A 24,310-nucleotide genomic window follows, 5' to 3' on the forward strand; every position below is an offset into this window, starting at 1 on the left:
ACTATCAGGGCGCGATGACGATCCCCGGCAGCCCCGTGAATCCCGCCGCGCCGCTGCGGATCGAGTCCCTGCGCCTCACGGATTTCCGCTCCTACGCCCGGCTCGACTGGCAGCCCGGCGGCATGGTCGTCGCCCTCGCGGGGCCGAACGGCGCCGGCAAGACCAACCTGCTCGAAGCCGTCTCGCTGCTCGCCCCCGGCCGCGGCCTGCGCGGCGCCCGCCTCGCCGAACTCGCCCGCCGCGCGCCCGGCGCCTCCGGCGGCTGGGCCGTCGCCGCCCGGATCGACGGGCCGGAAGGCCGGTTCGCGATCGGCACCGGGATCGAGGCGGGGCAGGGCGAGCGCCGCCGCCTGCTGCTCGATGGCGAACCGGCCGCCGCCGCCCGCGTCGCCGCCCGGTTTTCCTGCCTTTGGCTGACCCCGCAGATGGACCGCCTGTTCACCGAGGGCGCATCCGCCCGCCGCCGCTTCCTCGACCGCCTGGTCCTCGCCCTCGAACCCGGCCACGCCAGCGAGGTCGCCGCCTTCGAGGCCGCCTCGGCGAACCGCAACCGGCTGATCGAGGCCGGCGGCTACGATCCGCTCTGGCTCGCCACGATCGAGGATTCGATGGCCCGCCACGCCGCGGCGCTCACCGCCGCGCGGCTGCACGTGATCGAGCGGCTGAACGCGCTGCTCGCCGCCGGCGCCGCCGATCCGTTCCCCGCCGCGCGGCTGTCGCTCGACTGTCCGATCGGCGCCGAACTCGCGCACCGCCCCGCCCTGGCGGTGGAGGAGTGGCTTCGCGGCCGCTACGCCGCGACCCGCGCCGAGCCGGTCGCCGCCCTCTCGCCGCAGCGCGCCGATCTCGGCCTCGAACACGCTTCCAGCGGCCTCGCCGCCGCGCTGGCCTCCACCGGCCAGCAGCGGGCGATGCTGGTCGCGATCGTGCTGGCCCACGCCGCCCTGGTTGCCATTTCCCGCGGCGCCGCCCCGGTCCTGCTGCTCGACGAACCCTTCGTGCATCTCGACGCCGCCCACCGCTCGGCGCTCGGCGAGGCCCTGCATCGCGGCGGCGCGCAGGTCTTCTGCACCGCGACCGAACGCGACCAGCTCGCCGCCCTCGGCGATGCCGCGATCTGGACGGTGGGGGAGGGCGTGCTCCACCGCGCCTGACGAGTCAGTCCAGGATATTTATCTAATCAATTGAGTTTGAACGATTGTTTCAGACCGTGCTCAGCAGGCGCCGCGCCTCGTCCGCGTCCGCCGCGATCTGCGCGCGCAACTCGTCGAAACTGGCGAAGCGCCGCTCGTCGCGGATGAACCGGTGGAGCGACACGGTGATCTCCTGGCCATAGAGGTCGCCGCTGAAGTCGAACAGATGCGCCTCCAGCCGCGAGATCGCCCCCTCCGCCACGGTCGGCCGCCGGCCGATATTGGCCACGCCCTTGACCATGCGCCCATCGGCCAGCCGCACCGTCACCGCATACACGCCGCGCGCCGGTTCGAGGTGCCGCCCGAGCGCGACATTGGCGGTGGGAAAGCCGATCGTTCGTCCCCGCGCGTCGCCATGCGCGACCACGCCGCGAATCGCGTGCGGCCGGCCGAGCAGCGCCGCGGCGCGTTCGGGGTACCCGTCCTGCAGCAGCCGGCGGATCCGGCTGGAGGAGATCGGCCCTTCGGCATCGTCGAGATGCGGCACGATCGACAGCCCGATCCCGCGCGCCTCCGCCGCCGCCCGCAGCATGGCGACATCGCCGCCCCGCCGGTGGCCGAAGGCGAAATCCGCCCCGCAGGCGAGGTGCGCCGCCCCGATCCCGCGATCCAGCACCTCCTCGATGAATGCCTCGGCGCTCAGCAGCGAGAAGGCGCGGTCGAACGTGAGTTCATAGAGGATCTCGATCCCCTCGGCCTCCAGCGCCGCCGCCCGCTCGGCCTCCAGCATCAGCCGGAATGGCGGATCGTCCGGGCGGAAGAACTCGCGCGGATGCGGCGCGAAGGTCAGCGCCGCGCGCGGTGCGTCCGGCCGCGCCGCATGCGCCGCCCGCAGCACCTCGACATGCCCGCGATGCATGCCGTCGAAATTCCCGAGCGCCACCGAGGCGCCGCGCGCCTCCGGAGGAATCCCGCTCCAGTCGTGGAAGACGCGGATCATTCGGCGGCGCGCTTCTCGTTCTGCGCCACGGCGACGACGGCCTCGGTCGGCGGAATCACGACCGCCTCGCCCTCGATCACCACCTTGCCGCGCACGAAGCAGCGCGTGCGCATGGTCGCCCGCTTTTTCTCGTGATCGAGCGAGGCAACCTCGACCTCTGCCGTCACCGTGTCGCCGATGCGCACCGGCGCGCGGAACCGCATCGACTGCGTGAGATAGATCGTCCCCAATCCCGGCAGCACGGTGCCGAGCACCGCCGAAATCAGGCTGCCGCACAGCATCCCGTGCGCGACCCGTCCCTTGAACAGCGTCTCGTCGGCGAGCTCCTGGTTCAGGTGAACCGGATTCGTGTCCATCGACACGGCGGAAAACAGCAGGATGTCGGCCTCGGTGATGGTCTTGCCGAGCGAGGCGGTCTGGCCGGGTTCGAGCTGGTCGAAGGGTACGCAGCTGGGCATGGGAACTCCCGTCGCGGTGGAACGTATCGCGGCGCACAAAGCGCCGGATCGGGGGGCGGGGTCAAGGCCCCGGCGCGGCATGCCGCAGATAGGCCAGCAACCGCGTCTCCCGCCGCCCGCGCGTCACCGTGTCGAGAATGATGCCGGTGGTCAGGCTCAGCGCCCCGGCGAGCACGATGCCGGTGGCCAGCACGGCGGTCGGCAGCCGCGGCACGAGGCCGGTGCGCAGATAGGTCGCGATCACCGGGGCGATCAGCACGGCGGCGACCAGAAACGCGGCCCCGCCGAGCGCGCCGAAAAACGCCAGCGGCCGCTCGTGCCGCAGCAGGCGCAGGATCAGCCGCAGGATGCGCCAGCCATCGCGCCAGGTCCTGAGCTTGCTCTCCGAGCCCGCCGGGCGCGGCCGGTAATCGCCCTCGACATGGGCGATGGGCAGGGCGAGTTCGAGCGCATGCACCGCGAGTTCCGTCTCGATGTCGAATCCGGTGGCGAGCACCGGGAACGACTTCACGAACCGGCGCGACAGCACCTTGTAGCCCGACAGCATGTCCTCCACCCGGTCGCCGAAAATCGCCCGCACCGCCCCGGTCAGCAGCCGGTTGCCCAGCCTGTGGCCGCCGCGATAGGCGGCCGCGTCGGTCTCCCGCCGCACGCAGTTCACGAGATCGTAAGGCCCCCGCCGGGCCAGCTCGATCATCGCCGGCGCCAGCGCGGCGTCATAGGTGTCGTCGCCATCCGCCATCACGTAGAGATCGGCCTGGATGTCGCGAAACATCCGCCGGACCACGTGGCCCTTGCCCTGCAGCGCCTCCCGCCGGACGATCGCGCCCGCCCCGCGCGCGATCGCGGCGGTATCGTCGGTCGAATTGTTGTCGAACACGTAGATGTCCGCGCCGGGCAGGGCGGTCCGGAAGGCGCGCACCACGGCGCCGATGGCCGCCGCCTCGTTATGGCAGGGCAGAAGAACCGCAATCCTCGGTTCCGTCATCGTCATCCGGCTCCCTGTTTCGCTTTCGGTTTAACCGCCGCCGCGCCGCCGGTAAACCGTGCGGCCCGCCGGTTTGGCCTTTGCCCGGCACCCCCGCTAGACTGGTCCCGCGCACATGAAAGGACGCAAGATGCGGAGGCTTGTCCGTTTTCTCTCCCTCGTCGTCGTGCTCGCCGCCCTGGGCTGGCTCGGCCTGTGGTGGTATGCCGAAAGCCGTCTCGCCCTCGCCGTCGACCAGGCGGCGGCCCGCCTGCACGCGGCCGGCTGGACGGTCAGCCACGGCGCCGTCACGCGCGGCACCTCGCCGTTCGTCGCCGATGTGCGGGTCGCCGATCTCCGCCTGACGCCGCCCGTCGCCGACGGCCCGGCACCGACGCTGGAAATCCCCGCGGTCGATCTCGTGGTGCATCCCGCCGCCCCGCTGACGCTCGATCTCGGTTTCGCCACCGTCTGGCGCATGGCCCTCGAAGGCGGCCCCTCCTTCACCCTGCGCTTCGGCAGCATCGCCGCCGATGACCGGTTCGATCTCGCGGACCTGCTGCACCACGCGCCGGATCCGCTGCGCGCCGGCGCCTTCCACGCGACCGACCTGCGGGTCGACAGCGAGAACACCAATTTCACCCTGGTCAGCATCGCCGCGATCGATGCCAGCGGCACCCGCAATCCGGATGCCGGGCCGGATTCCATGGCCGCCACGCTGCACGAATCGCTGCGTGGCCTCGCGCTCTCGCCGCTCTTCGTCACCCTCGGCAACCTGCCGTTCGGCGGCAAGCTCACCGCGCTCAGCGTCGATCTCGCGCTCTCCGGCCCCGCCGCCGCGCTGCCGGCGCGGCTCACCCTGCCGCCCGGCGCCCGCTGGCTGGCCCCCGGCGCGGCCGCCAACCTCCCGGCGCTGTGGCGGCAGCTCGGCCCGGCGCTGCATCGCTGGGCGCAGGGCGGCGGCCACGGCACCTACGATTTCGGCCTCACGGTCGGCCCGCTCGATGCCCACGGCACGGGCAGCTTCGGCTTCGATGCCGGCGCCCAGCCGAAGGGAAGGCTGCATCTCGTCGCCGACGGACTCGGCGCCGCCCTCGGCGCGCTCTCGACGCATTATCCCTCCCTCACCGGCGACATCAGCGCCCTGACCACCGCCGCCGCGCCCTATTTCACCCGCGGGCCGAAGGGCGGCCAGCGCCTCGCGGTCGATTTCGTCCTCGCCCATGGCGCCGTTTCGGCCAACGGCACGAAGCTCACCACGGTCCCGCCGCTGGTCTGGCCCGCATCCCCGCAAGCGGTGCCCGGAAAGGCGGCGCCGAAGGGCTGAGGAGGATGGACACCGAGCCCGAGGACGAAGCCGCCACGCTCAGCCCGAGCCAGATGCGCCTGACCGCGCTGATCGTCGCCACCGCGCTGTTCATGCAGAATCTCGACGGCACGATCGTCGCCACCGCCCTGCCGGCGATGGCGAAGAGCTTCCACGCCGACCCGCTGCACATGAGCCTGGCGCTCACCTCCTACCTGCTGTCGCTCGCGATCTTCATCCCCGCCTCCGGCTGGTTCGCCGACCGCTTCGGCAGCCGCACGGTCTTCCGCGCCGCGATCCTGGTCTTCACCATCGGCTCGATCCTCTGCGGCCTGTCGCAGAGTCTCGGCCAACTCATCGCCGCGCGCATCTTCCAGGGGCTCGGCGGCGCGATGATGGTGCCGGTCGGCCGGCTGCTGCTGCTGAAATCCGTCCGCCGGCGCGACATGATCGCGGCCACCTCCTGGCTCACCATGCCGGCGCTGCTCGGCCCGATCATCGGCCCGCCGCTCGGCGGCTTCATCGTCACCTATCTCTCCTGGCGCTGGACCTTCGACATCAACGTTCCCATCGGCCTGATCGGCATCGTCGCCGTCACCCTCCACGTCCGCGAGGTGAAGGACGCCGAGCACGCCGGCCGGCTCGACATTGCCGGCCTCGTCTGGAGCGGCCTCGCCATGGCGTTGCTGATGTCCGGCTTCGAGACGATCGGCCGCGGACTCATCCCGCTCGGCTGGAGCCTCGGCTGCTTCGCCGCCGGCGCCGTCGCCTCGCTCGCCTACTGGCGCCATGCCCGCCGCCACCCGCACCCGATCCTCGATCTCACGCTGATGCGGATCGACACCTTCGCCAATTCCACCATCGCCGGCAGCTTCTTCCGCGTCCTCGCCGGCGCGATGCCCTTCCTGCTGCCGCTGATGCTCCAGCTCGGCTTCGGCGATTCGGCGGCGAAATCCGGCACCATCACCTTCGCCGCGGCGGTCGGCGCGCTGGCGATGAAGCCGCTCGCCGAGCCGATCCTCCGCCGCCTCGGCTTCCGCGTGGCGATGATGCTGTTCGGCGGCCTCGCCGTGGTCTTCACCGCCGCCTGCGCCGCCTTCCGCCCCGGCTGGCCCGAACTCGCGCTCGATGCCGTGCTGCTGGTCGGCGGCGTGTTCCGCTCCCTCCAGTTCACCGCCCTCAACACCATCGCCTATGCCGACGTGCCGCGCAGCCGCATGAGCGCCGCCACCAGCTTCTACGCCACCTTCCAGCAGATCACCCTCACCCTCGGCATCTCGGTCGCCGCCGGCGCGCTGGAATTCACCACGATCTTCGCCGGCCACGCCGAGCCCTCGATCGCCGATTACGGCTGGGCCTTCCTCATCGTCAGCGCGATCGGCGGACTCTCGGTGCCGGTCTGCGCCAGGCTCTCGCCCGCCGCCGGCGACGATGTCAGCGGCCATCACGCGCCGCCGCCCGCCGGCCCGGCGATTGACGCGAACCCGGCGGCGCGCCAGTAACGGGGCATCGCAAGCGGAAATGGATCTCCCATGATGGAAACCGGCAGCAGCATCGCGCTCGCGCGGCGGCTGTGGCGGCAACATGTCAGCGCCTATCGCGGTCGCGTCGCGCTCATCATCGTCGCCACGCTGATCATGTCGGGCACCACGGCGCTCTACCCCGCGCTGATCGACCGCGCCTTCACCATGTTCGCCCGGCGCGACCCGCGCATCCTCTACCAGGTGCCGCTGATCGTGCTCGCCGTCACCTTGGTCAAGGCGCTCGCCCAGTATGCCCAGACCCTGCTCACCCAGCAGGTCGTGCTCGGCACCATCCGCCGCCTGCAGGTCTCGATGTTCGATCATCTGACCGGCGCCGAACTCGCGCGGATCGACCGCGAGGCTCCCGCGGCGCTCGCCGCCCGCTTCACCACCGACGCCACCGTGATCCGCGAGGCGATGAGCCGCGCCGTGAACGGCATCGCCGATTTCTTCACGCTGATCGGCCTGGTCGGCACCATGCTGTGGATCGACTGGGAACTCAGCCTCATCGCCGCCCTGCTGTATCCGCTCGCCGGCCTGCCGATCCAGAAGATCGGCCGCCGCATCCGCCGCGCCTCGGGGGGCATGCAGGAGCGGATGGGCGAAACCGCCGCCCTGCTCAACGAAAGCTTCGCCCAGGCCCGCACCGTCCGCGCCTATGGCCTCGAGGAAGACGAGCGCCGCCGGGCGGAGCGCGCCTTCGAGCATCTCTACCGCGCCCTGATGCGCATGATCCGCGGCCGCGCCGCGCTCGACCCGGTGCTCGAAGTCCTCGGCGGCCTCGCCATCGCCCTCGTCATCGGGTTCGCCGGCTGGCGGCACGCGGCGGGCGCCTCGGGCATCGGCAATTTCACCGGCTTCGTCGCCGCCCTGCTGATCGCCTCCCGCCCGCTGCGCGCCCTCGGCACGATGAACGCCGCGGTGCAGGAAGGCATGGCCGGGCTCGAACGCGTGTTCCATGTCATCGACGAACCCTCGGTCGTGGCCGACCGGCCCGATGCGGTCGAACTGCCGCCCGGTCCCGGCCGCGTCGAGTTCCGCCATGTCGGCTTCGCCTATCCCGATGGCCGGCCCGGCCTGCGCGATCTCTCCTTCGTCGCCGAACCCGGCCGCACCCTTGCCCTGGTCGGCGCGTCCGGCGCCGGCAAGTCGACGGCGCTTGCCCTGTTGCCCCGGCTCTACGAGGCCGATCGCGGCGCCATCCTGATCGACGGAGCCGACATTTCCGCCGTCTCCCTCGACTCCCTGCGCGGCGCGATCGCCTATGTCGGCCAGGATGCCCTGCTGTTCGACGACACGATCGCCGCCAATATCGCGATGGGCCGCAGGGGCGCCTCGATCGACGAAATCCGCGCCGCGGCCGAGGCGGCGGCGGCCGGCTTCATCGCGGACCTTCCCGAAGGATTCGAAACCCGCGTCGGCGTCAACGGCCAGCGCCTGTCGGGCGGCCAGCGCCAGCGCGTGGCCCTGGCCCGCGCCCTGCTGCGCGACCCGCGGATCCTGCTCCTCGACGAGGCGACCAGCGCGCTCGATGCCGAGAGCGAGGCCGCCGTGCAGCAAGCGCTCGCCCGACTGCGCCGCGGCCGCACCACCATCGTCGTCGCCCACCGCCTCGCCACCGTGCGCGACGCCGACCGCATCGTGGTGATGGCGGATGGCGCGGTGGTCGAGTCCGGCACGCATGAAGACCTCATCGCCGGCGATGGCGCCTTCGCCCGCCTCGTCCGCGCCCAGGCCCTCGCCGGCTAGTGTCCCGAATCTGAATTCCATCGGATTTCAGATTCAAAGTGGACACTGGAAAAAACAATAGTTTAGTGGCCTGCCCCTGAAATTCGTGGGTGAATTTCAGGGACAAGCAGGCCACTAGCGCCCTTTCCGATCCTTCCGGATCGGACCGGGACGCCCCTGGCTGCGGCAGCAAGACGCATGTGACGTCAGTTCAACTGACAATTTCCTTGCCCACCCGGCGCCATCCATGGTCTCTTCCCCCGGTGACCGCGCCCTCCGCCCCATCCCCCGGTCTTTTGCTCCGCCCCCGCTTCGACGCCTTCATCGAGGCGCTCTGCGCCCATATCGCGGGGGAGGGCGCGAAACGCCGCATCGCCGGGCCGCTCATCATCCTCATCTGGCAGCGCCTCCGCCGCCTCGCCGCCCGCTTCGCCCGCCTCGTCACCACCCCGCCCCGGGCGCGCGCCACCCCGCCCCGGGCGCGCATCACCCGGCCCGCCGGCCGCCCCGGCGCGCCGCACACCCTCCCGCGCGCCTTCGGCTGGCTCGCCCGCCTCATCCCCGGCACGGCCTCCGTCGCCGCCCCGTTCCGCGCCCTGCTCGACACGCCGGACATGGCCGCCCTCATCGCCGCCACCCCCGAAGCCGGGCGCATCCTCCGCCCGCTCTGCCACACGCTCGGCATCCGCCCGCCCGCACCGCTCCGCCGCCCGCGCCAGCCCCGCCTCGCGCCACCGCCCGAAGCGCCGTCCCCCGAGCTACCCCCACGCCCCGAACCGCCGGCGCACCATCCTGCGCCGCCGCCAAACCCCGCCTGGCCCCGCGCCCCCGGCGCCACCCGCTTCAACCCGCCCCGCCGCAAAAAACCCGCCTGACGCCGCATCGCCCCGCCGCGCCATCAACGTTCCGTATTCAAAACAAAATACCGGCCCGCCAGCGGTTGCCTTCGTCCATGCCGCCAGCGCTCAGGGTGGTTTGACACGCGAACGGCTTTGCGGACAGGTTCCCATTTGTCGTGGCGTTACCTGTGGTTAGCTGAATATTAGGAAATTGCCGGTAGAGTTCCGGCATGGTTGAAAACAGGTCCAAAACCGTCGCGCTATCCTCCGCCGCGCTGGACGCCCCTTGGGAGAACGGCGCGTTATGGCTGTTTTTCCCCGACTATCGGGGCAGTGTACCATACCAAAGCCTGCTTGCGGCGGCGCTCGCCGAGCGCGCCGAGGTGGAGTCCGGCACGATCGCCATGGCGCTGGAGGCGGCGCCACGGCGGCGGACCGTGTTCCATCTGCACTGGGAAGACGCGCTTTACGCCGATGCCGGCGGCGACGGCGAGGCGGCAGCCACGATTTCGGACGCTCTCGAACGTCTGGCCGCATTCCGCGCCCGCGGCGGGCGGCTGGTCTGGACGGTGCATAACGCGGCGCCGCACGAGGATCGCTTTCCGGCGCTGTCGCTCGGCTTGCGCCAGGGACTCGCGCGGCTTGCGGACGTCGTTCATGTGCACTGTCGCACCGGGGTGGACCTGGCGCTCGGTCTTGGCGCGCCGGCCGAGCGGATCGTCTTGATGCGGTGTCCGGATCTCGCCCCCGCCTATCCGGACGACATCACCGATGCGGCCGCCCGCCGCTATTTCGGATTCGCGGCCTCGGATATCGTGTTCGCCAATCTCGGCGCCAACCGCGGCTACAAGGATCTTGGCGGGCTGCATGACGGCTTCACCGCCCTCAACGCGCTGATACCGGCGGCCCGCCTCGTGCTGGCAGGGCGCCAGGGCGGCTATTTCGAGCAGCGCTATATCGAGCCAAGGCCGGGCATCCGGCTGATTCCGCGATTCGTCGACGATGCGGTGGTGCAATATGTCGTGCGGGCGGCGGATTTCATGGTGCTGCCCTACCGCCGGATTCTGACCTCGGGTGCGCTTGCCCTCGCTTTCGGATTCGGCCGGCCGGCGATCGTTCCCGATCTGCCGGCACTGCTCGACGTGGTCCGCCCGGGCGAGGACGCGCTCGTCTATCGCGCCGACGATACGGGGGATCTGCTGCGGGCGATGATCGAGGCGGCCGAACTGCCGGCGGCGGAACGGCTGCGGATGCGCGCGCAGGCGTTGCAGGCGGGGCGGGAGGTCGGTTTCGACAGGCTCGCCGGCGCCCTGCTCGATGCGATCCCGCCGGCGCCAGGCAAATCCGCCCCCGCTGCCACGCCGTGCGGGTGATATCGTGAAAGCGGTCATTCTCGCGGGAGGGCTGGGCACGCGCATCAGCGAGGAATCCTACCTCAAGCCGAAGCCGATGATCGAGATCGGCGGCAAGCCGATCCTCTGGCATATCATGAAGATATACGCCCATCATGGCATCAATGATTTCATCATCTGCCTCGGGTACAAGGGATATGTGATCAAGGAATATTTCGCGAATTACTTCCTGCATATGTCCGACGTCACCTTCGACATGCGAAATAACCGGATGCAGGTGCATCACCGCCACGCCGAGCCGTGGCGGGTCACGCTGGTCGATACCGGGGCGGACACGCTCACCGCCGGACGGTTGCGGCGGGTTCGCGAATATCTTGGCAACGACACCTTCTGCCTGACCTACGGCGATGGCGTGACCGACCTCGATCTCGCGGCGCTGCTCGATTTCCATGCCGGGCATGGCAAGCTCGCCACGCTGACCGCGATCCAGCCGCCGGGCCGCTATGGCGCACTCAATCTGGATGACCGGACGGTGCGCAATTTCCAGGAGAAACCAGCCGGCGACGGCGCCTGGATCAATGGCGGGTATTTCGTTCTCGAGCCAGGGGTTTTCGACTATATCGAAAGCGATATGACGCCCTGGGAAGGCGAGCCGTTGGAGCGGCTCGCGACAGACGGAGAATTGATGGCCTACCAGCATTCCGGGTTCTGGCAGGCGATGGATACGCTGCGCGACAAGAACCATCTCGAAAGCCTGTGGATGCGGCACGATCCGCCTTGGAAAGTCTGGGCATGATCCTCTTCGATGATGCCTATCGCGGTCGCCGGGTTCTGGTCACGGGGCACACGGGGTTCAAGGGCAGCTGGCTGAGCATGTGGCTCGCGCGCCTCGGCGCCGATGTCAGCGGGATCGCGCTCGATCCTGACACGTCGCCAAGCCATTGGGATCTGCTTGGGCTCGGGATCGACTCCCGTCGCCTCGACCTGCGTAACGCGGCAGCCCTGCGCGAGGCCGTGCGGGAGGTGCGTCCCGAGGTCGTCTTTCATCTCGCGGCCCAGTCCCTGGTGCGGCGGTCCTATCGCGATCCGCTCGGGACATGGAACACCAATGTCATGGGCACGGCAAATCTGCTCGAGGCCTGCCGTGATGTCGGCGGATTGCGAGCAGTCGTCATCGCGACCTCGGACAAATGTTACCAGAACAACGAATGGTGCTGGGGCTATCGGGAGACCGACCCGCTTGGTGGCAATGATCCCTACAGTGCGTCGAAGGCGGCAACCGAACTGCTGGCGGCGAGTTACCGGCGATCATTCTTCGCTGGCGGCGAGGCGGCGCTCATCGCCACGGCACGGGCGGGCAATGTGATCGGCGGGGGGGACTGGTCGGAGGACCGGCTGGTGCCCGATATCGTGCGCGCCATCGCGGCGGGCGCCGAGGTGCAGATCCGCTCGCCGCGCGCGACACGGCCATGGCAGCATGTGCTTGAGCCGCTCAGCGGGTATCTGCTGCTGGGCGCCCGGCTGCTGCGAGGCGACGACATGTTCGCGACCGCATGGAATTTCGGGCCGGGGCCGGAGGCGAATCTGGAGGTTGCCACGTTTCTCGAAGCCTTTGCCGCCCTTTGGCCCGATCTTCGCTGGCGCGCGGAAGACATGCAGGGGCCGCACGAGGCCGGGCAACTCAACCTCGACAGCGCGCGGGCACGCACCGAACTCGGCTGGCGTCCGGTCTGGGAGATTGGCGAGGCCATCGAACGTACTGTGGCCTGGTACCGGCACCACGCGACCCACGGGTTAGCGTGCAGCGAAAACCAGGTCGATGAATTCGAACAGGATGCCGCGCGCGGCGATGCTGTGTGGTGCCGGTAATGGATATCCGTCAGACGGCGTTGCCCGGCGTGGTGGTTGTCGAGAGCCCGGTCGTCGCCGATGCGCGGGGGGCGTTCCAGCGCTGCTTCTGTTCGCGCGATCTTGCACCGTTGCTGGGCACGCGAGAGATCGCGCAGATCAACCGCTCGCTGACAGCGCGCTCAGGCACTGTCCGGGGGTTGCATTTCCAGTTTCCGCCGCATGCCGAAATGAAGCTGATCCGCTGCCTGCGTGGAAGGGTCTGGGACGTCGCGGTCGATCTGCGCGCGGGGTCGCCGCAACTCCTGCGGTGGCACGCCGAGGAACTGTCTGCGGCCAACGGCAGGATGCTGGTGATCCCCGAGGGGGTCGCGCATGGGTTTCAGGCGCTCGAAAATGACAGCGAGTTATTGTATATCCACACCGCACATTACGCGCATGCGGCCGAAGGAGGCGTGCGCTGCGACGATCCGCAACTTGGCATAGACTGGCCGATGATGGTCGGCGGACTTTCCGATCGCGACCGCGCTCTGCCGATGCTGCCTGCCCTGTTCACGGGATTTCCACAATGATGTGCCGCCACTGCGCCGCCGATCTCGATCAGGGTTTTCTCGATCTCGGCTTCGCTCCGCCTTCGAATGCCTATCTGACACCCGAACAGCTGCGGCGACCGGAAATCACGTTGCCACTCAGGCTCTTCGTATGCACCAGGTGCTGGCTGGTCCAGACCGAGGATTTCGCCGCACCGGAAGACCTTTTCGCGGCCGATTACGCCTATTTCTCCTCGACCTCGTCGAGTTGGCTCGACCATGCGCGACATTATGCGCAGATGATCACCACGCGTCTTGCCCTGGACGGAGACAGCCTTGTCGTCGAAGTCGCATCGAACGACGGCTATCTGCTCCGCAATTTCGTTGCAGCCGGCATTCCCTGCCTCGGGATCGAGCCGACGAGGGACACGGCGGAAGCGGCGGAACGCCTTGGAATTCCGGTCCTGCGTGCCTTTTTTGGGCGCGGACTCGGCGAACGGCTCGCGGCCGAGGGGCGCCGGGCGGACCTGATCATCGGCAACAACGTCTACGCCCATGTCTCCGACATCAACGATTTCACCGCCGGACTGCAGGCAGCCCTCAAGCCGGACGGGGTCATCACGCTGGAGTTTCCTCATCTCCTGCGGATGATTGCCGGGCGGCAATTCGATACCGCCTATCACGAGCATTTCTCCTATCTCTCACTCACCACTGTCGCGCGGATCTTTCACAGCCACGGGCTGCGGATCTGGGATGTCGAGGAACTGCCGACCCACGGGGGAAGTCTGCGGATCTACGGCTGTCACGCCGAGGACGCGCGCCCCGAGGCTGAAAGCGTCGGCCGGATGATGGCGACCGAACGCGCCTTCGGCCTGTTCGAGCGGACGACATATGCGGAATTTCAGGCGATTGCGGACGGTATCAGGAACAATCTGCTGGGCTTTCTGGTCGACGAGCGGCGGCGGTCGACCCGTATCGCTGCATACGGGGCGGCGGCGAAGGGCAACACGCTGCTGAATTTCGCCGGCATACGACCGAATCTTCTCCCCTATGTCGTTGATGCTGCGGAATCGAAGCAGGGGAAATTCCTGCCGGGAAGCCACCTGCCTGTGGTCCCGCCGGCGGCCCTGCGCGAGCGACGACCGGATATTGTCCTCATCCTGCCGTGGAACATCGCGGATGAGATCGTCGAGCGTCACAGCTATGTTCGCGACTGGGGAGGACGATTCGCCGTGGCTGTGCCGGAGATCACATTTCTATGACTGTCCTTTCGAACAGGATCCGTGGGGGCGACGGAGGGCCGGTGCTGTTGCGGATCTGCGCGATGGCGCGTCGAGTACCGTGCGGCGACGGCCGTGGCATGATCGTTCCTGCACATCTGGCGGCTTCCAGAAGGATGGTGACCACGCCATGCGGGGAGAGCGAAGGGAAGTGGGCGATATGAGTTGCGAGGATGGGCTGACACTGATTCTGCCGACGAGAGGGGAGCGGGATATTTCAGCCTGGATCGAATATCACGTCGATCTCTTGGCCGGTGAGTATGGCGAGGACTTTTCCATCATCGTCGCCAGTGAAATCGAACCTGGCTACCGGCGCGCGCTCGAAAACAGGTTCGTCAGGCATTTTCGACTGGAGGAGTGTTTCTTCCGGAGAATCGAGCGGGCGCTCGACATGACCACGACAAGGAATTTCGTATTGGTTGCGGACGACGACTTCCTGTTGAGTCTCGACCGACGTGAAATCGAGGACATGCCCGACGACGTGATCTCCATCAGTCCGAAGACGCTGCGTTCCACGGGCACGACGGTTAATGAACTGATCGAGAACATCCATACGGTTGCGATATCGTCGCATTTCGAGTTCTGCCACGATACGAAGGAAGAGCGGCTTGTTCGTTATCTCTCGGCGCCACTGCCGTCGGACAACAGCATTTTTTACGGAATATTCAATAAAGATAAATATAGGACTGTACTTAGTAAACATATGCCATTCATGGCCTGTCTTTTCCCTGCCTGTGATTGGACTTTCGTTGCCGCACTCATGGCTGAATACAAATTCAGATCATCGGAAACCTCAGTACTATTGCGCGATACGACGAACGTCCTCGATCTCATCGCCCGCGAGCTACGGGACATCAAGACGATGCCCTTCCAGGCATTCATGCCATGGGCAAAGGCAATTCCGCTACACCTGAGCTTGTCTTATATCCGTGATGTCATCGCACCGGACCTTCTTCCGTTGCTATCCAAAGAAATCGTGCGGCTTAATATGGAACGATATGATGGTCTTGTGTATGCGAATCTATTGGATCCGGAAGTAGGCCTGAATCGAGACGATATTGCAGATGTCGTCAATAATTCGAAGTGGTTGAACTCGGAGGGATGTGTCATGTTTCAGAATTTGTTCAATCAGACGATGACATTGTGAGCTTCGAATATCCAGCTGGGCTGCTTTTGTGAAGACGCAAATACTGGAGGTCGGGCGTGGGTCTCCTGTTACAGGATCGGGACGACCGGAAAATGTGGCGTTCAGCAGGGCGTGGATTGTGCAGTCCGATGAGGGGGGCGGAATTTTCTGATGGCTCGGATTCTGCTGACGGGTGCGACAGGTTTTGTTGGCAGGGCGGCGGCTCAGGTCCTGAAAGCACGGGGGAACGATCTTCGCTGTGTGGTGCGGACCGGGACCGTGGGGCGCCTGGTTGGGCTCGGAATTAGTGATGAAGTGGTGGAGACGCCGGATCTTTTTGCCGAAACTTCTGAATGGTGGTCCGAAGTGGCTGCCGAGACTGACATTGTCCTGCACGCGGCTTGGTATGCGGAGCCGGGGAAATACCTGACGTCCGGGAAGAATGTCGACTGCCTCGCAGGCACCCTGCGCATAGCCCAGGGAGTCGCACGTGCGGGCGTAGGGCGATTTGTCGGCGTCGGAACATGCTTCGAATACGATCTTTCCCCTGGCTATCTCACACATATGACGCCATTGGACCCGACGACGCCATACGCGGCTGCCAAGGCCGCAGCCTATTTGACGTTGCGCGAGTGGCTGCCAAGACAGGGAGTTTCGTTTCTTTGGGCACGACTTTTCTATCTTTACGGGCCCGGGGAGGATGAACGACGACTGGTGTCTTATCTTCACCGACAGTTGGCCCTCGGCAAGCCGGTGGAATTGACGAGGGGAGAGCAGGTGCGCGACTTCATGGATGTGCGTGAGGCGGCGCGTCTGCTGGTCGACGAACTTGAGAGTACGCGTATCGGGGCAGTTAACATATCGAGTGGGCAAGGAATTACGGTGCGCGCGCTGGCGGAGAGTATCGCTGACATCTACGACCGCAGAGATCTCCTGCATTTTGGCGCCCGTCCGGAAAACTTGACCGACCCGCCATTGGTCGTCGGCTTGCGCGACTCCGGGGCGGAGGCGTGAGGGGCGCGGTTGCCATCGGAGGCTGCCACCTTCCGAAATATTGGCGACGACGACAGGGGAGTTTTGCAATCGTGCGGAGGTCGGAGTGGTGGAGTGGAGCAGATGCATTAATGTCGAGATATCGCCATGAGTGATTTCAAATCCGAGATTCCCGATCGCGTTGCAGCGATGCAAGCCAATGGGCGTCTGCCCGCGGCGGCGGCTGAATTTCTCCGCGCCTCGGTGCCTTGCCAATATTCGTATAATTTTCATTGGTTGGGGCGACCGATCATCCAGTACCCGACCGACGTGATCGCGATGCAAGAGTTGATCTGGGAGGTAAAGCCTGACCTAATTGTCGAGTGCGGTATCGCTCATGGGGGGTCCCTCATCTTCTCAGCGTCGATGCTGGCGCTTCTGGATATGTGTGAGGCGATCGAGGCAGGCGAGCCACTGGAGCCGGCTGTATCCCGCAGGAAAGTCCTCGGTATCGATATCGACATTCGCGCCCATAATCGGACGGCCATCGATGCGCATCCGATGCGATCGCGGATCGAGATGATCGAGGGATCATCGATTTCGGCGGACGTGATTGCCGAGGTGGGCCGCATCGCGTCGGCGCATCGGAATGTGCTCGTGTGCCTCGACAGCAATCACACCCACGACCATGTCTATGCCGAGCTTGAGGCCTATGCATCGCTCGTTTCCGTCGGTAGTTACTGCGTGGTTTTTGATACACTGATCGAGGATATGGAACCGGACGCCTGTCCTGACCGGCCTTGGGGGGTGGGTAATAATCCGAAGACCGCTGTCCATGCCTACCTAAAGAACCATCCCGAGTTCCAGATTGATAAATTGATCCCCGACAAGCTTATGATTACTGTTGCCCATGATGGTTGGCTCAGACGCACATGTTGATGATCCTGGTAGCGAGTGTTGTCGGGCAATGATCTGAATATCACACGGTCGTATGGTGTGTCTTGGTTGAAATCGGGTTTGAAGGTGATGCGATTATCAGATTTTGACGGCTGGAAGCATAATCATCGAGTGGGTCGATTGTAGTCAAATTTTTGCTGGTGAGTTTAAATCGCTTGATAAATATTTTTATAGCCTGCGGCACATGAGCATCAACGCTGTGTTTCAATGCTAACGGCTTGTTGCGTGTCAAACGGAACTGAATTGGAATCGGGGCTCGGCGTGGAATAGGGGCTCTGGCGCGATGTTGGTCGGGCCTGGTTCACATTAGACCGATGAGATGTGCTTGGAGCAAGCCGAGCTCTCCGATGCCGTACATCTCCGGCTTTACAGGCTCGAGCTTGGTGATCTGGCCATCCGCCGGATGGTTACGGATGGTGAAGGGACCGCCCGGCATTGCGAGCTTCGCGGGGCCGCAGGCCGTTCGTGGCACTCGTTTACGCCCATGCCGGATATGCCGGTGATCGCGTTGCCTCCGATAGTTCAATCACGATCGACACGGTGTGCAAACCCAAGGACTAAGTCGCTTCGCCGTCCAAGCTTGGCGGTTGGTCGGTGAATGCTACTTCGCGCCTAACAATCGGAACGGGCAGCTTGCCAAGGACTTCGAGGCAACCGTCACCTCAGCCGAAATCCCCCTCTATGCCGCCTCCGTCATGCTCCTTGTCCGAGGGTTTGCTCGTTGCATGTCCGAGTCGGAACAGAATGTAACACACGGAAATTTTGGCCCTTTTACCTAACGTTAAAATGGTTGGCTCTATCAGATTGACTGAGTTATTTATCGAAACAAGTAGATAATATTTATGGCTTCTCGTCTGATTCAATGGCTTCCCGGGCTCGGACTTATGGTGATTTCGGCGCTGGCGTGTATCTGGCTGGAACTAAGGCCTGTGCCGGGTAGTCGTACGGTCGCGCTTCTGTATCCGCCGTGGTGGACCACAACACACATCTTTCTTGCCGCCATGAAGGCGGGATCTGTGGTCCGGTTTGGGCTGTCCAAGAATATCGTCGTCCTCGCGCCGGCGTCTGGCGGGATGGCGCCTCTTTCAACCGGTGCGTGGGCCGTACTCGATTCGCGTTATCTCGGCGGGTGTTCGGTCATCCCCGTGAAGGACACTCGGTCATGACTGACAAGATCAGTACCTTGCGCCTTTCCGTCAGCCGCCTTCTGGTCATCTGGATGTGGGCGAATGCCGGCGCTGCAGCTCTCACCGGATATCTCTCGGACAATGGCTGGATTGCGCCGCTGATCATGGGCATCGTGCTTGCCGGCATCTGCCACATTTGCTGGAAAGTGGCGCCATTGGGCAAGTCCTCGCGCCTGACGACCGCGGTCGCATTCGTTGCGGTCATTTCGGTGATGGTTGCGGCCGCGCGAGGCAGCGAAATGCAGATTGATCTGCACATGTACTATTTTGCAGCCCTTGCTGTCATTGCGGCCAGCTGCGACCGCGACGCAATCATCATGGCGACGGGTGCTGTCGCGGTTCATCACCTCTTGTTGAACTTTATCGCTCCGGCTTTGGTGTTTCCTGACGGTACGGATTTCCGGCGGGTTATTCTGCATGCCTCGATCCTCGTCGCCGAAGCGGCTTCGCTCATACTGATGTCAAATTCGATCAATGCCCTGTTCGAGGACAGCGAAAACAGCGTCAGACGGGCCGAATTGGCCACGCAGGAAGCTGAACGAGCAGGACGGGAGGCACTGGATGAACGTTCTGCCCGCGCAACCGAACAGGCGGCGCAGGCAAGAGCCCGCGAGCAGGAGGCCGCACGGCTTCAGGACGTTGTCGATGCGCTGGCCGGCGGATTATCCGGCCTTGCGCACGGCAAGTTGAACGAGAGGCTGACTGATGCGTTTCCTTCCGAATACGATGTCCTGCGTCGTGATTTCAACTCTGCGGCGCAGCAGTTGAATGACGTGATTCGTGACCTGGTGGTTCAGGCGGGAACGGTCGAAAGTGGCTCAGCAGAGATTGCCACTGCCGTGGAAGACATGGCGCGGCGGACCGAACGGCAGGCCGCTTCGCTTGAGGAAACTGCGGCGACGGTCGCCGAAGTTTCGCAGGGGCTCAGCCGGACTCTGGATGACGTGGTGAGCACGCGCGATCTGGCCGGCAAGGCGCATGAAATGACCCGTGCGTCAAGTGAAGTCGTGAATGAGGCGATGACAGCGATGGGACGGATCGATGAATCGTCCCGGCAGATCGCGCAAATTATCGGTGTGATCAACGACATCGCCTTCCAGACCAACTTGCTGGCATTGAATGCCGGTGTGGAGGCCGCACGCGCAGGCGATGCGGGACGGGGCTTCGCGGTGGTCGCTTCGGAAGTACGCGCTCTTGCCCAACGGACCTCCGATGCCGCCAAGGAAATCAGGGAGCTGATCGCCACGGCCGAAACCCAGGTCAGATCAGGTGTTGAATCCGTCGACAGAACCGGTGCCGTGCTGGCGAGCCTGGCGTCGCAGGTCAACGACATCGACAAAATGGTCCGGCGGATCAGCGATACCGCGAACGAACAGGCCTCGTCACTGAAAATGGTCAGCCAGGCCGTCGGCGACATGGATCAGGTAACGCAGCAGAATGCCGCTATGGTGGAAGAGGCGAACGCCGCGGCCAATAGCCTTCTTGCGGAGGCGCGGCATATGATGACACTTCAGCAACGCTTCGTTGTCGACGATGCCGCGGCTCCCCCATCGCGGTATTGGCCGGCGGCAGCGAAGGAAATGGCCTGATGCCTGGCCGTCGGGCGCTTCTTGCCGGACTGGCTGGTTGGCCCGCCGCCTGCATTGCGGCACCGCCGCCGGCTTTCAGATTCGCCCTGCAGGACGGCGCCGGGAAGGTGGTGACGCAGGCGCGGTTCCGTGGGCGATATCTGCTGGTGGTCTTCGGCTATACGAAATGCACAGATCGTTGCCCGACAACCTTGACGCACCTCGCGCGGGCGCTGGAAATGGCAGATCCGCGCAACAGGATTTTCGATGCGGTCTTCATCACGGTGGATCCCCGGCATGATCGTCCGAAGGCCGCGGCGCATTACGCCTCTTTGTTTTCTCCTCGTATTGAAGGCCTTGGCGGGAGCAAACGGCAGGTAAACGAAGCGATCGCAGCATTCCATGTGTATGTGGCCTGGCCGAACGGACCGAATGGGCAGCCGACCCATGGCGGCCTGATCTATCTCCTGTCGCCGTCGGGGCAACTGGCAACCGTGCTGCCCGACGGGCTTTCCGCCGATGCGCTCGCCAGCGCGCTGCGGCGATATCCGGTTCCGAAGCCCGGCAGGGAGTGAACCCTGGTCGATGCCATGATCTGATCCGCTGCCGTCCGTCTCCGAGAGGTCGTTCATCGTCCTGACCGCACCTCGGCCGCCACCAGGTGCGCCAGCCCGTGACGCCCCCGGTTGGTCTCAACACCATGTTGCTCTCGGACAGGGATGGAACGCCCGCTTTTGCGATCATCCGCAAGGGGCGTGCCGGGCATTTGTTCGCGCCTACCCGCCGGCTGAACTTGATGTGGCCGGCGGAGATGCCGATCTCCCACAGGTTGTGGTGATTCCGTAGGGTTTCGGGGCGAGGTGATGAGGCTTCGGGCGATCGGATATGGACTGGCAGTTGCGCTGGCGCTGGGATCCGCCGGAAGCGCGTTGGCGGTGCCCGCGCGGCGGAGTGGGGGGCCGGAAGCGGCGGCGGGCGAGGCGCGGGTTGCGGAACGGCGGTTGCCGGCGCGGGTTCGGCGCGACCTTGCGGTGCTGCGCGCGCGATGGCGGCGGCGGGCCTTCGCGGCCGACTGGCGCCGGCTGGCGCGGCGGTATCCGGCGCCGGGCGATCGGGATTTCATCGTCGTCGATATCGCGCGCGAGCGGCTCGACCTGTTTCGCGACGGGCGGTATCGCGCCGGCTGGCGGGTTTCGACCTCCCGTTTCGGGGTCGGCCAGCGCCGCGGCAGCGACCGGACGCCGGTTGGGGTATTTCGCGTCGTCGGCGAACTCGGGCGGGGCGGGCCGGCGGACCAGGTCCTGAATGCCGCAGGGCCAACCGGCCGGTTCGCGAAGCCGGTCCTCGCGCCGGGTCACCTTGCCGCGAGCCGGCTGATCGTCGGGCGAATCCTGCTGCTCGAGGGTTTGCAGCCGGGCTGGAACCAGGGCGGCGATGTCGACACGCTGGCGCGCGATATCTTCATCCACGGGACGGCCAATGTCGGCATGCTCGGCCGGCCGGCATCGCGGGGGTGCGTGCAGATGGCGCCCGGCGCGGTCATTCGCCTCGCGCGGATGATCCTGCCGGGCGCGCTGGTGATGATCACGCGGGGGGTGGGCGGCCTGCGCCGCATTCCCGGCCCCAGCACGGGGCCAGGCAATCTTGATTTTTCAGAAATTGCTAAAAAATGATAATGAATGTTTCAAAGTTAACACCAGCCCCGTTCGCGGAGGACAAGCATGACCGCCAGCATCATCGGGCCCGAGGATATCGACGCCGTTCTGGCGACCGTTCCGCGGCAGCGCATCCGGCCGCTCGATGCGGTGCGCGCGCTGATCCGCCTGGCCCGCGACCCGGAGGACACCCAGCAGGTGGCGCTGATGGGCATCGCGCTGGCCGGGCGTTCGCAGCGCCGGGTGTTCCGCCGCTTCGTATCGTTCCCCGCCGGGCAGGCGGTGATCCGCGAGAAGCGGTCGCTCGCCCGCACGCTCGATGATCACGACTACCTGCGTACCCTGAAGCCGAATTCGCTCGGGCGGCACTATCTCGCCTTCATGGAGCGCGAGGGGCTGTCCGCGCGCGGCCTGATCGAGGCGACGCCGGCGGTGACCCGGAAGCTCAGCGAACTGCCCGAGCCGATCAGGCTCTTTTCCAGCTACACGTCGCGCGACATGCATGATCTCTATCATGTCCTCACAGGCTATGGCCGCGACGAACTGGGCGAGGTCTGTGTGCTCGCGGTGAGTTACGAGCAGCTTCGCATCCGCGCCTTCCGCCTGATCAGCACGACCGGCCCGTTCGTGGTGCGGCGCTATCTGCGCAAGGCCGGGATCGACGGCGATGGTGTGTTCGCCGCCGTGCGCGAGGCGCGGCGGATCGGGCGCGCGGCGGCGTGGATCCCGAGCCTCGATATCGAGGCGCTGCTGGCCGAGGATCTCGACGAACTGCGCGCCCGGCTCAACCTCGCCGAACCGGTGGCCTATCGCGCGGTGATCGCCCGCATCCGAACGGCGACGGGTTGGAACAGCGGGCCGTTCACCGCGCTGGCGCGGACGGTCTGATTTCTGATCCGCCGGCGCTGGCGCGGCCTCCCGCGGAAGCGGTCGGTGCGCAGCCGACCGGGCTGATCGCGGATCCGCCACATTGATGACGGTGCGTTGCGGTAGAGGACAGGCCAAGAGATCGCGCTGTCCGGCCCCCCTGTGCTTCGGCCTCGACGATTCCGATTGACAGGCGTGGGCGGACAGGCGAGGGTTGGATTGTATCGCATTCCGATGCCGGTGATGGAGTTCACCGTGTAACCGCCCGTGGGGCCGATGACTCCTGTTCATATCCGCTACAGCGGAAGAGGACGGGTGTCATGGTGCGTATTGGCCGGAACTGCCTTCATTCAGCCCGACGGAACCATCGGTTGCGCTCATGACCGTGCGCGACGCCATTCTGCAGGCCTGCCAGGTGGCGTTCACGATCGCGGCGGCGCCGTTCATCCAGGGGTGCATCGTCCAGTTCGAGGAGCGGATCCAGCGCGGGCACGGCCCGGGGGTGCTGCAGCCCTACCGGGATCTGTGGAAACTGTTCCACAAGGACATCGTCGTGCCGGAGACCGCCTCGTGGCTGTTCTGGGTGACGCCCGTTGTCGCCTTCACCTGCATGATGACGGTGCCGATCCTCATTCCGGTGCTGACAAACTATCCGCTGCCGCTCTCGAACATGGGGGACATTCTCGGCGGCGGGCTGATCCTGACGCTCGGCTCCTTCATGATCACCCTGGCCGGGCTCGATACCGGCAGTGCCTATGGCGGGATCGGGTCCAGCCGCGCGGCGGTCATTGGCATTCTCGCGGAGCCGACGCTGATCCTCGTTTTCGTCGGCATCACCCTGTTCGCGCGGTCGATGCTGCCCTTCGTGGTGAACCACCTGCTGGTGGCGAGCCCGGCGGTCTATCTCGGTCCCGCGCACCTGTTCCTGGTCGCCGCGTTCTTCATCCTGCTGACGGTCGAGACCGACAGGCTGCCGATCCATTCCAGCACGCATATCGAGGTCTACATGATCGAGGAGGCGCGCGTGCTCGAATATGCCGGCCCGCTGCACGCCCTGCTCAAATGGGCGTCGATGATGAAGCAGTTCATCCTCTACACGATCTTCTGCAACGTGCTGACGATGCCGTGGTTCCTCTCCACGCGCGGGCTGGCGCCGGGCGTGCTCGGCAGCGCGGCCGGCGTGATCGTGAAATTCGTCATCGTCGCCTGTGCCATCGTGACGGTCGACACGATCCAGGCGCGGTTGCGCTTCTACCGCTATCAGGAACCGCTCGCGGTTTCGTTCCTGCTGGCGGTCCTCGCCATTATCGGCACGCAGATCGGACTCGGGTGATGCACGGGTTTCACGCGACGCCGGTCGAAGCCTCGCTGTTCGGCGTTCTCGCCATCGCGAGCCTGCTGCTTGCCTTCGTCATGCTCGGCTCGCGCTGGCTGCGGCATTACCTCATCGCCTTCGCCGCGGAATCGTGGGCGATCGCGCTGCTCTCGGCGGCGGTCGGGTATATCGACCATTATCCCGAACTCTATGTCATCGCGCTGCTGACCCTGGCGTTCCGGGGAACGCTGCTGCCCTACCTGCTGCTCCGCATCATCCGGCGGCTGACGATCGAGCGGGAACTCGAGCCGCTGCTGCGACCGGGGTCGAGTCTGGTGCTGGGCGCCGGCGCCGTCGTGTTCTCGCTCGTCGTCGCCGCGCGGATGACGCAGGCGCTGCACCTGACGGCCGAGGTCGTCGTGCTGGCGCTGACGGTCATGCTGTCGATGAAGCTGATCGGCTATCTGATGCTCGCGGTGCGGCACGAGGCGGTCAGTCACGTTCTCGGGCTGCTGGTCCTCGAGAACGGCATTTTCCTCGGCACGCAGATTCTCGTGCCCGGCATGCCGATGCTGCTCGAACTCGTGATCCTGTTCGACCTGCTCATCGTCGTCGTCTGCTTCGGCGTGCTGGTGCGTTATCTCGTCGGGCAGGTCGGCAGCACGAGTGCCTTGCAACTGCGGCGGCTGGTGGGCTGAG

At 65.8% G+C, this 24,310-nt stretch carries 23 protein-coding genes and 1 riboswitch; of the genes, 19 read left to right on the forward strand and 4 right to left on the reverse strand.

What is annotated here, in order from left to right:
• The first annotated feature begins 14 nt into the window (after positions 1-14).
• A complete protein-coding gene (gene recF / locus ACMV_RS03240) occupies positions 15-1,154 on the forward strand; it encodes a DNA replication/repair protein RecF (protein WP_013639532.1) in 1,140 nt (379 codons plus the stop codon).
• Between the two features lie 49 nt (positions 1,155-1,203).
• On the opposite strand, the gene ACMV_RS03245 is transcribed toward recF, so the two are convergent.
• The 3 genes from ACMV_RS03245 to ACMV_RS03255 all read right to left on the reverse strand — a co-directional run bounded on the left by ACMV_RS03245 (position 1,204) and on the right by ACMV_RS03255 (position 3,585).
• Positions 1,204-2,133 carry a bifunctional riboflavin kinase/FAD synthetase gene (locus tag ACMV_RS03245; RefSeq protein ID WP_007421491.1) on the reverse strand — a complete coding sequence of 310 codons (930 nt, stop codon included), beginning with the start codon at positions 2,131-2,133 and terminating at the stop codon, positions 1,204-1,206.
• A complete protein-coding gene (locus ACMV_RS03250) occupies positions 2,130-2,591 on the reverse strand; it encodes a MaoC family dehydratase (RefSeq protein WP_007421492.1) in 462 nt (153 codons plus the stop codon). The genes ACMV_RS03245 and ACMV_RS03250 overlap by 4 nt, the downstream gene beginning before the upstream one ends.
• A 61-nt stretch (positions 2,592-2,652) precedes the next feature.
• Positions 2,653-3,585: a glycosyltransferase family 2 protein gene (locus ACMV_RS03255; protein ID WP_007421493.1), complete on the reverse strand. Its 933-nt coding sequence runs from the start codon at positions 3,583-3,585 to the stop codon at positions 2,653-2,655.
• A gap of 124 nt (positions 3,586-3,709) precedes the next feature.
• Between ACMV_RS03255 and ACMV_RS03260 the strand changes: the two genes are divergently transcribed.
• The 4 genes from ACMV_RS03260 to ACMV_RS03275 all read left to right on the forward strand — a co-directional run bounded on the left by ACMV_RS03260 (position 3,710) and on the right by ACMV_RS03275 (position 8,990).
• Positions 3,710-4,885: a DUF2125 domain-containing protein gene (locus ACMV_RS03260; RefSeq protein WP_013639534.1), complete on the forward strand. Its 1,176-nt coding sequence runs from the start codon at positions 3,710-3,712 to the stop codon at positions 4,883-4,885.
• Positions 4,886-4,890: 5 nt separating this feature from the next.
• Positions 4,891-6,366: an MFS transporter gene (locus tag ACMV_RS03265; protein ID WP_007424209.1), complete on the forward strand. Its 1,476-nt coding sequence runs from the start codon at positions 4,891-4,893 to the stop codon at positions 6,364-6,366.
• A gap of 30 nt (positions 6,367-6,396) precedes the next feature.
• Positions 6,397-8,136 carry an ABC transporter ATP-binding protein gene (locus tag ACMV_RS03270; RefSeq protein ID WP_007424207.1) on the forward strand — a complete coding sequence of 580 codons (1,740 nt, stop codon included), beginning with the start codon at positions 6,397-6,399 and terminating at the stop codon, positions 8,134-8,136.
• A 242-nt stretch (positions 8,137-8,378) separates the two neighbouring features.
• Positions 8,379-8,990: a hypothetical protein gene (locus tag ACMV_RS03275; RefSeq protein WP_154653523.1), complete on the forward strand. Its 612-nt coding sequence runs from the start codon at positions 8,379-8,381 to the stop codon at positions 8,988-8,990.
• A 37-nt stretch (positions 8,991-9,027) separates the two neighbouring features.
• On the opposite strand, the gene ACMV_RS20720 is transcribed toward ACMV_RS03275, so the two are convergent.
• Positions 9,028-9,186 carry a hypothetical protein gene (locus ACMV_RS20720; protein ID WP_154653524.1) on the reverse strand — a complete coding sequence of 53 codons (159 nt, stop codon included), beginning with the start codon at positions 9,184-9,186 and terminating at the stop codon, positions 9,028-9,030.
• Here ACMV_RS20720 and ACMV_RS03280 point away from each other — a divergent pair.
• The 14 genes from ACMV_RS03280 (at position 9,185) to ACMV_RS03345 (ending at position 24,309) form a co-directional block, all read left to right on the forward strand.
• Positions 9,185-10,327 (forward strand): glycosyltransferase, encoded by a 1,143-nt coding sequence (locus ACMV_RS03280; protein WP_013639536.1) that lies wholly within the window; start codon positions 9,185-9,187, stop codon positions 10,325-10,327. The two genes, ACMV_RS20720 and ACMV_RS03280, sit on opposite strands and share 2 nt — an antisense overlap.
• 4 nt (positions 10,328-10,331) lie before the next feature.
• The gene (rfbF, locus tag ACMV_RS03285; protein ID WP_011941628.1) at positions 10,332-11,102 is read left to right on the forward strand and encodes a glucose-1-phosphate cytidylyltransferase; all 771 of its coding nucleotides are present in this window, start codon (positions 10,332-10,334) and stop codon (positions 11,100-11,102) included.
• A complete protein-coding gene (rfbG, locus tag ACMV_RS03290; protein ID WP_011941629.1) occupies positions 11,099-12,175 on the forward strand; it encodes a CDP-glucose 4,6-dehydratase in 1,077 nt (358 codons plus the stop codon). The genes rfbF and rfbG overlap by 4 nt, the downstream gene beginning before the upstream one ends.
• Positions 12,175-12,726: a dTDP-4-dehydrorhamnose 3,5-epimerase family protein gene (locus ACMV_RS03295; protein ID WP_013639537.1), complete on the forward strand. Its 552-nt coding sequence runs from the start codon at positions 12,175-12,177 to the stop codon at positions 12,724-12,726. The genes rfbG and ACMV_RS03295 overlap by 1 nt, the downstream gene beginning before the upstream one ends.
• Positions 12,723-13,946: a class I SAM-dependent methyltransferase gene (locus ACMV_RS03300; RefSeq protein ID WP_013639538.1), complete on the forward strand. Its 1,224-nt coding sequence runs from the start codon at positions 12,723-12,725 to the stop codon at positions 13,944-13,946. Before ACMV_RS03295 ends, ACMV_RS03300 begins: the two co-directional genes overlap by 4 nt.
• Positions 13,864-15,111 carry a M24 family metallopeptidase gene (locus tag ACMV_RS03305; RefSeq protein ID WP_231844478.1) on the forward strand — a complete coding sequence of 416 codons (1,248 nt, stop codon included), beginning with the start codon at positions 13,864-13,866 and terminating at the stop codon, positions 15,109-15,111. The genes ACMV_RS03300 and ACMV_RS03305 overlap by 83 nt, the downstream gene beginning before the upstream one ends.
• A gap of 150 nt (positions 15,112-15,261) precedes the next feature.
• On the forward strand, positions 15,262-16,104 hold the full coding sequence (locus ACMV_RS03310; protein WP_013639540.1) for an NAD-dependent epimerase/dehydratase family protein: 843 nt from the start codon (positions 15,262-15,264) through the stop codon (positions 16,102-16,104).
• A 126-nt stretch (positions 16,105-16,230) separates the two neighbouring features.
• Positions 16,231-17,001, forward strand: a complete 771-nt coding sequence (locus ACMV_RS03315; RefSeq protein ID WP_013639541.1) for a cephalosporin hydroxylase family protein — start codon at positions 16,231-16,233, stop codon at positions 16,999-17,001.
• Positions 17,002-18,181: 1,180 nt separating this feature from the next.
• A complete protein-coding gene (locus tag ACMV_RS03320) occupies positions 18,182-19,795 on the forward strand; it encodes a methyl-accepting chemotaxis protein (protein ID WP_013639542.1) in 1,614 nt (537 codons plus the stop codon).
• On the forward strand, positions 19,795-20,349 hold the full coding sequence (locus ACMV_RS03325; RefSeq protein WP_007423979.1) for an SCO family protein: 555 nt from the start codon (positions 19,795-19,797) through the stop codon (positions 20,347-20,349). The genes ACMV_RS03320 and ACMV_RS03325 overlap by 1 nt, the downstream gene beginning before the upstream one ends.
• A 360-nt stretch (positions 20,350-20,709) precedes the next feature.
• The gene (locus ACMV_RS03330; protein ID WP_231844511.1) at positions 20,710-21,447 is read left to right on the forward strand and encodes a L,D-transpeptidase; all 738 of its coding nucleotides are present in this window, start codon (positions 20,710-20,712) and stop codon (positions 21,445-21,447) included.
• A 48-nt stretch (positions 21,448-21,495) separates the two neighbouring features.
• On the forward strand, positions 21,496-22,317 hold the full coding sequence (locus ACMV_RS03335) for a Coq4 family protein (protein WP_013639544.1): 822 nt from the start codon (positions 21,496-21,498) through the stop codon (positions 22,315-22,317).
• Positions 22,318-22,526: 209 nt separating this feature from the next.
• Positions 22,527-22,589, forward strand: a riboswitch (Fluoride riboswitch).
• A gap of 86 nt (positions 22,590-22,675) precedes the next feature.
• Positions 22,676-23,629, forward strand: a complete 954-nt coding sequence (locus ACMV_RS03340; protein WP_007421501.1) for a respiratory chain complex I subunit 1 family protein — start codon at positions 22,676-22,678, stop codon at positions 23,627-23,629.
• Complete coding sequence (locus tag ACMV_RS03345) at positions 23,629-24,309, forward strand: hypothetical protein (protein ID WP_007421502.1); 681 nt, start codon at positions 23,629-23,631, stop codon at positions 24,307-24,309. The genes ACMV_RS03340 and ACMV_RS03345 overlap by 1 nt, the downstream gene beginning before the upstream one ends.
• Position 24,310 lies beyond the last annotated feature (1 nt).

Source organism: Acidiphilium multivorum AIU301, assembly GCF_000202835.1.
GTDB classification, from domain to species: Bacteria; Pseudomonadota; Alphaproteobacteria; order Acetobacterales; family Acetobacteraceae; genus Acidiphilium; species Acidiphilium multivorum.

Coding starts and splice junctions, on each gene's coding strand:
- recF (WP_013639532.1), top strand. CDS start 15: ATGACGATCCCCGGCAGCCCCGTGAATCCCGCCGCGCCGCTGCGGATC.
- ACMV_RS03245 (WP_007421491.1), bottom strand. CDS start 2,133: ATGATCCGCGTCTTCCACGACTGGAGCGGGATTCCTCCGGAGGCGCGC.
- ACMV_RS03250 (WP_007421492.1), bottom strand. CDS start 2,591: ATGCCCAGCTGCGTACCCTTCGACCAGCTCGAACCCGGCCAGACCGCC.
- ACMV_RS03255 (WP_007421493.1), bottom strand. CDS start 3,585: ATGACGATGACGGAACCGAGGATTGCGGTTCTTCTGCCCTGCCATAAC.
- ACMV_RS03260 (WP_013639534.1), top strand. CDS start 3,710: ATGCGGAGGCTTGTCCGTTTTCTCTCCCTCGTCGTCGTGCTCGCCGCC.
- ACMV_RS03265 (WP_007424209.1), top strand. CDS start 4,891: ATGGACACCGAGCCCGAGGACGAAGCCGCCACGCTCAGCCCGAGCCAG.
- ACMV_RS03270 (WP_007424207.1), top strand. CDS start 6,397: ATGATGGAAACCGGCAGCAGCATCGCGCTCGCGCGGCGGCTGTGGCGG.
- ACMV_RS03280 (WP_013639536.1), top strand. CDS start 9,185: ATGGTTGAAAACAGGTCCAAAACCGTCGCGCTATCCTCCGCCGCGCTG.
- ACMV_RS20720 (WP_154653524.1), bottom strand. CDS start 9,186: ATGCCGGAACTCTACCGGCAATTTCCTAATATTCAGCTAACCACAGGT.
- rfbG (WP_011941629.1), top strand. CDS start 11,099: ATGATCCTCTTCGATGATGCCTATCGCGGTCGCCGGGTTCTGGTCACG.
- ACMV_RS03295 (WP_013639537.1), top strand. CDS start 12,175: ATGGATATCCGTCAGACGGCGTTGCCCGGCGTGGTGGTTGTCGAGAGC.
- ACMV_RS03300 (WP_013639538.1), top strand. CDS start 12,723: ATGATGTGCCGCCACTGCGCCGCCGATCTCGATCAGGGTTTTCTCGAT.
- ACMV_RS03305 (WP_231844478.1), top strand. CDS start 13,864: ATGAGATCGTCGAGCGTCACAGCTATGTTCGCGACTGGGGAGGACGAT.
- ACMV_RS03310 (WP_013639540.1), top strand. CDS start 15,262: ATGGCTCGGATTCTGCTGACGGGTGCGACAGGTTTTGTTGGCAGGGCG.
- ACMV_RS03315 (WP_013639541.1), top strand. CDS start 16,231: ATGAGTGATTTCAAATCCGAGATTCCCGATCGCGTTGCAGCGATGCAA.
- ACMV_RS03320 (WP_013639542.1), top strand. CDS start 18,182: ATGACTGACAAGATCAGTACCTTGCGCCTTTCCGTCAGCCGCCTTCTG.
- ACMV_RS03325 (WP_007423979.1), top strand. CDS start 19,795: ATGCCTGGCCGTCGGGCGCTTCTTGCCGGACTGGCTGGTTGGCCCGCC.
- ACMV_RS03335 (WP_013639544.1), top strand. CDS start 21,496: ATGACCGCCAGCATCATCGGGCCCGAGGATATCGACGCCGTTCTGGCG.
- ACMV_RS03340 (WP_007421501.1), top strand. CDS start 22,676: ATGACCGTGCGCGACGCCATTCTGCAGGCCTGCCAGGTGGCGTTCACG.
- ACMV_RS03345 (WP_007421502.1), top strand. CDS start 23,629: ATGCACGGGTTTCACGCGACGCCGGTCGAAGCCTCGCTGTTCGGCGTT.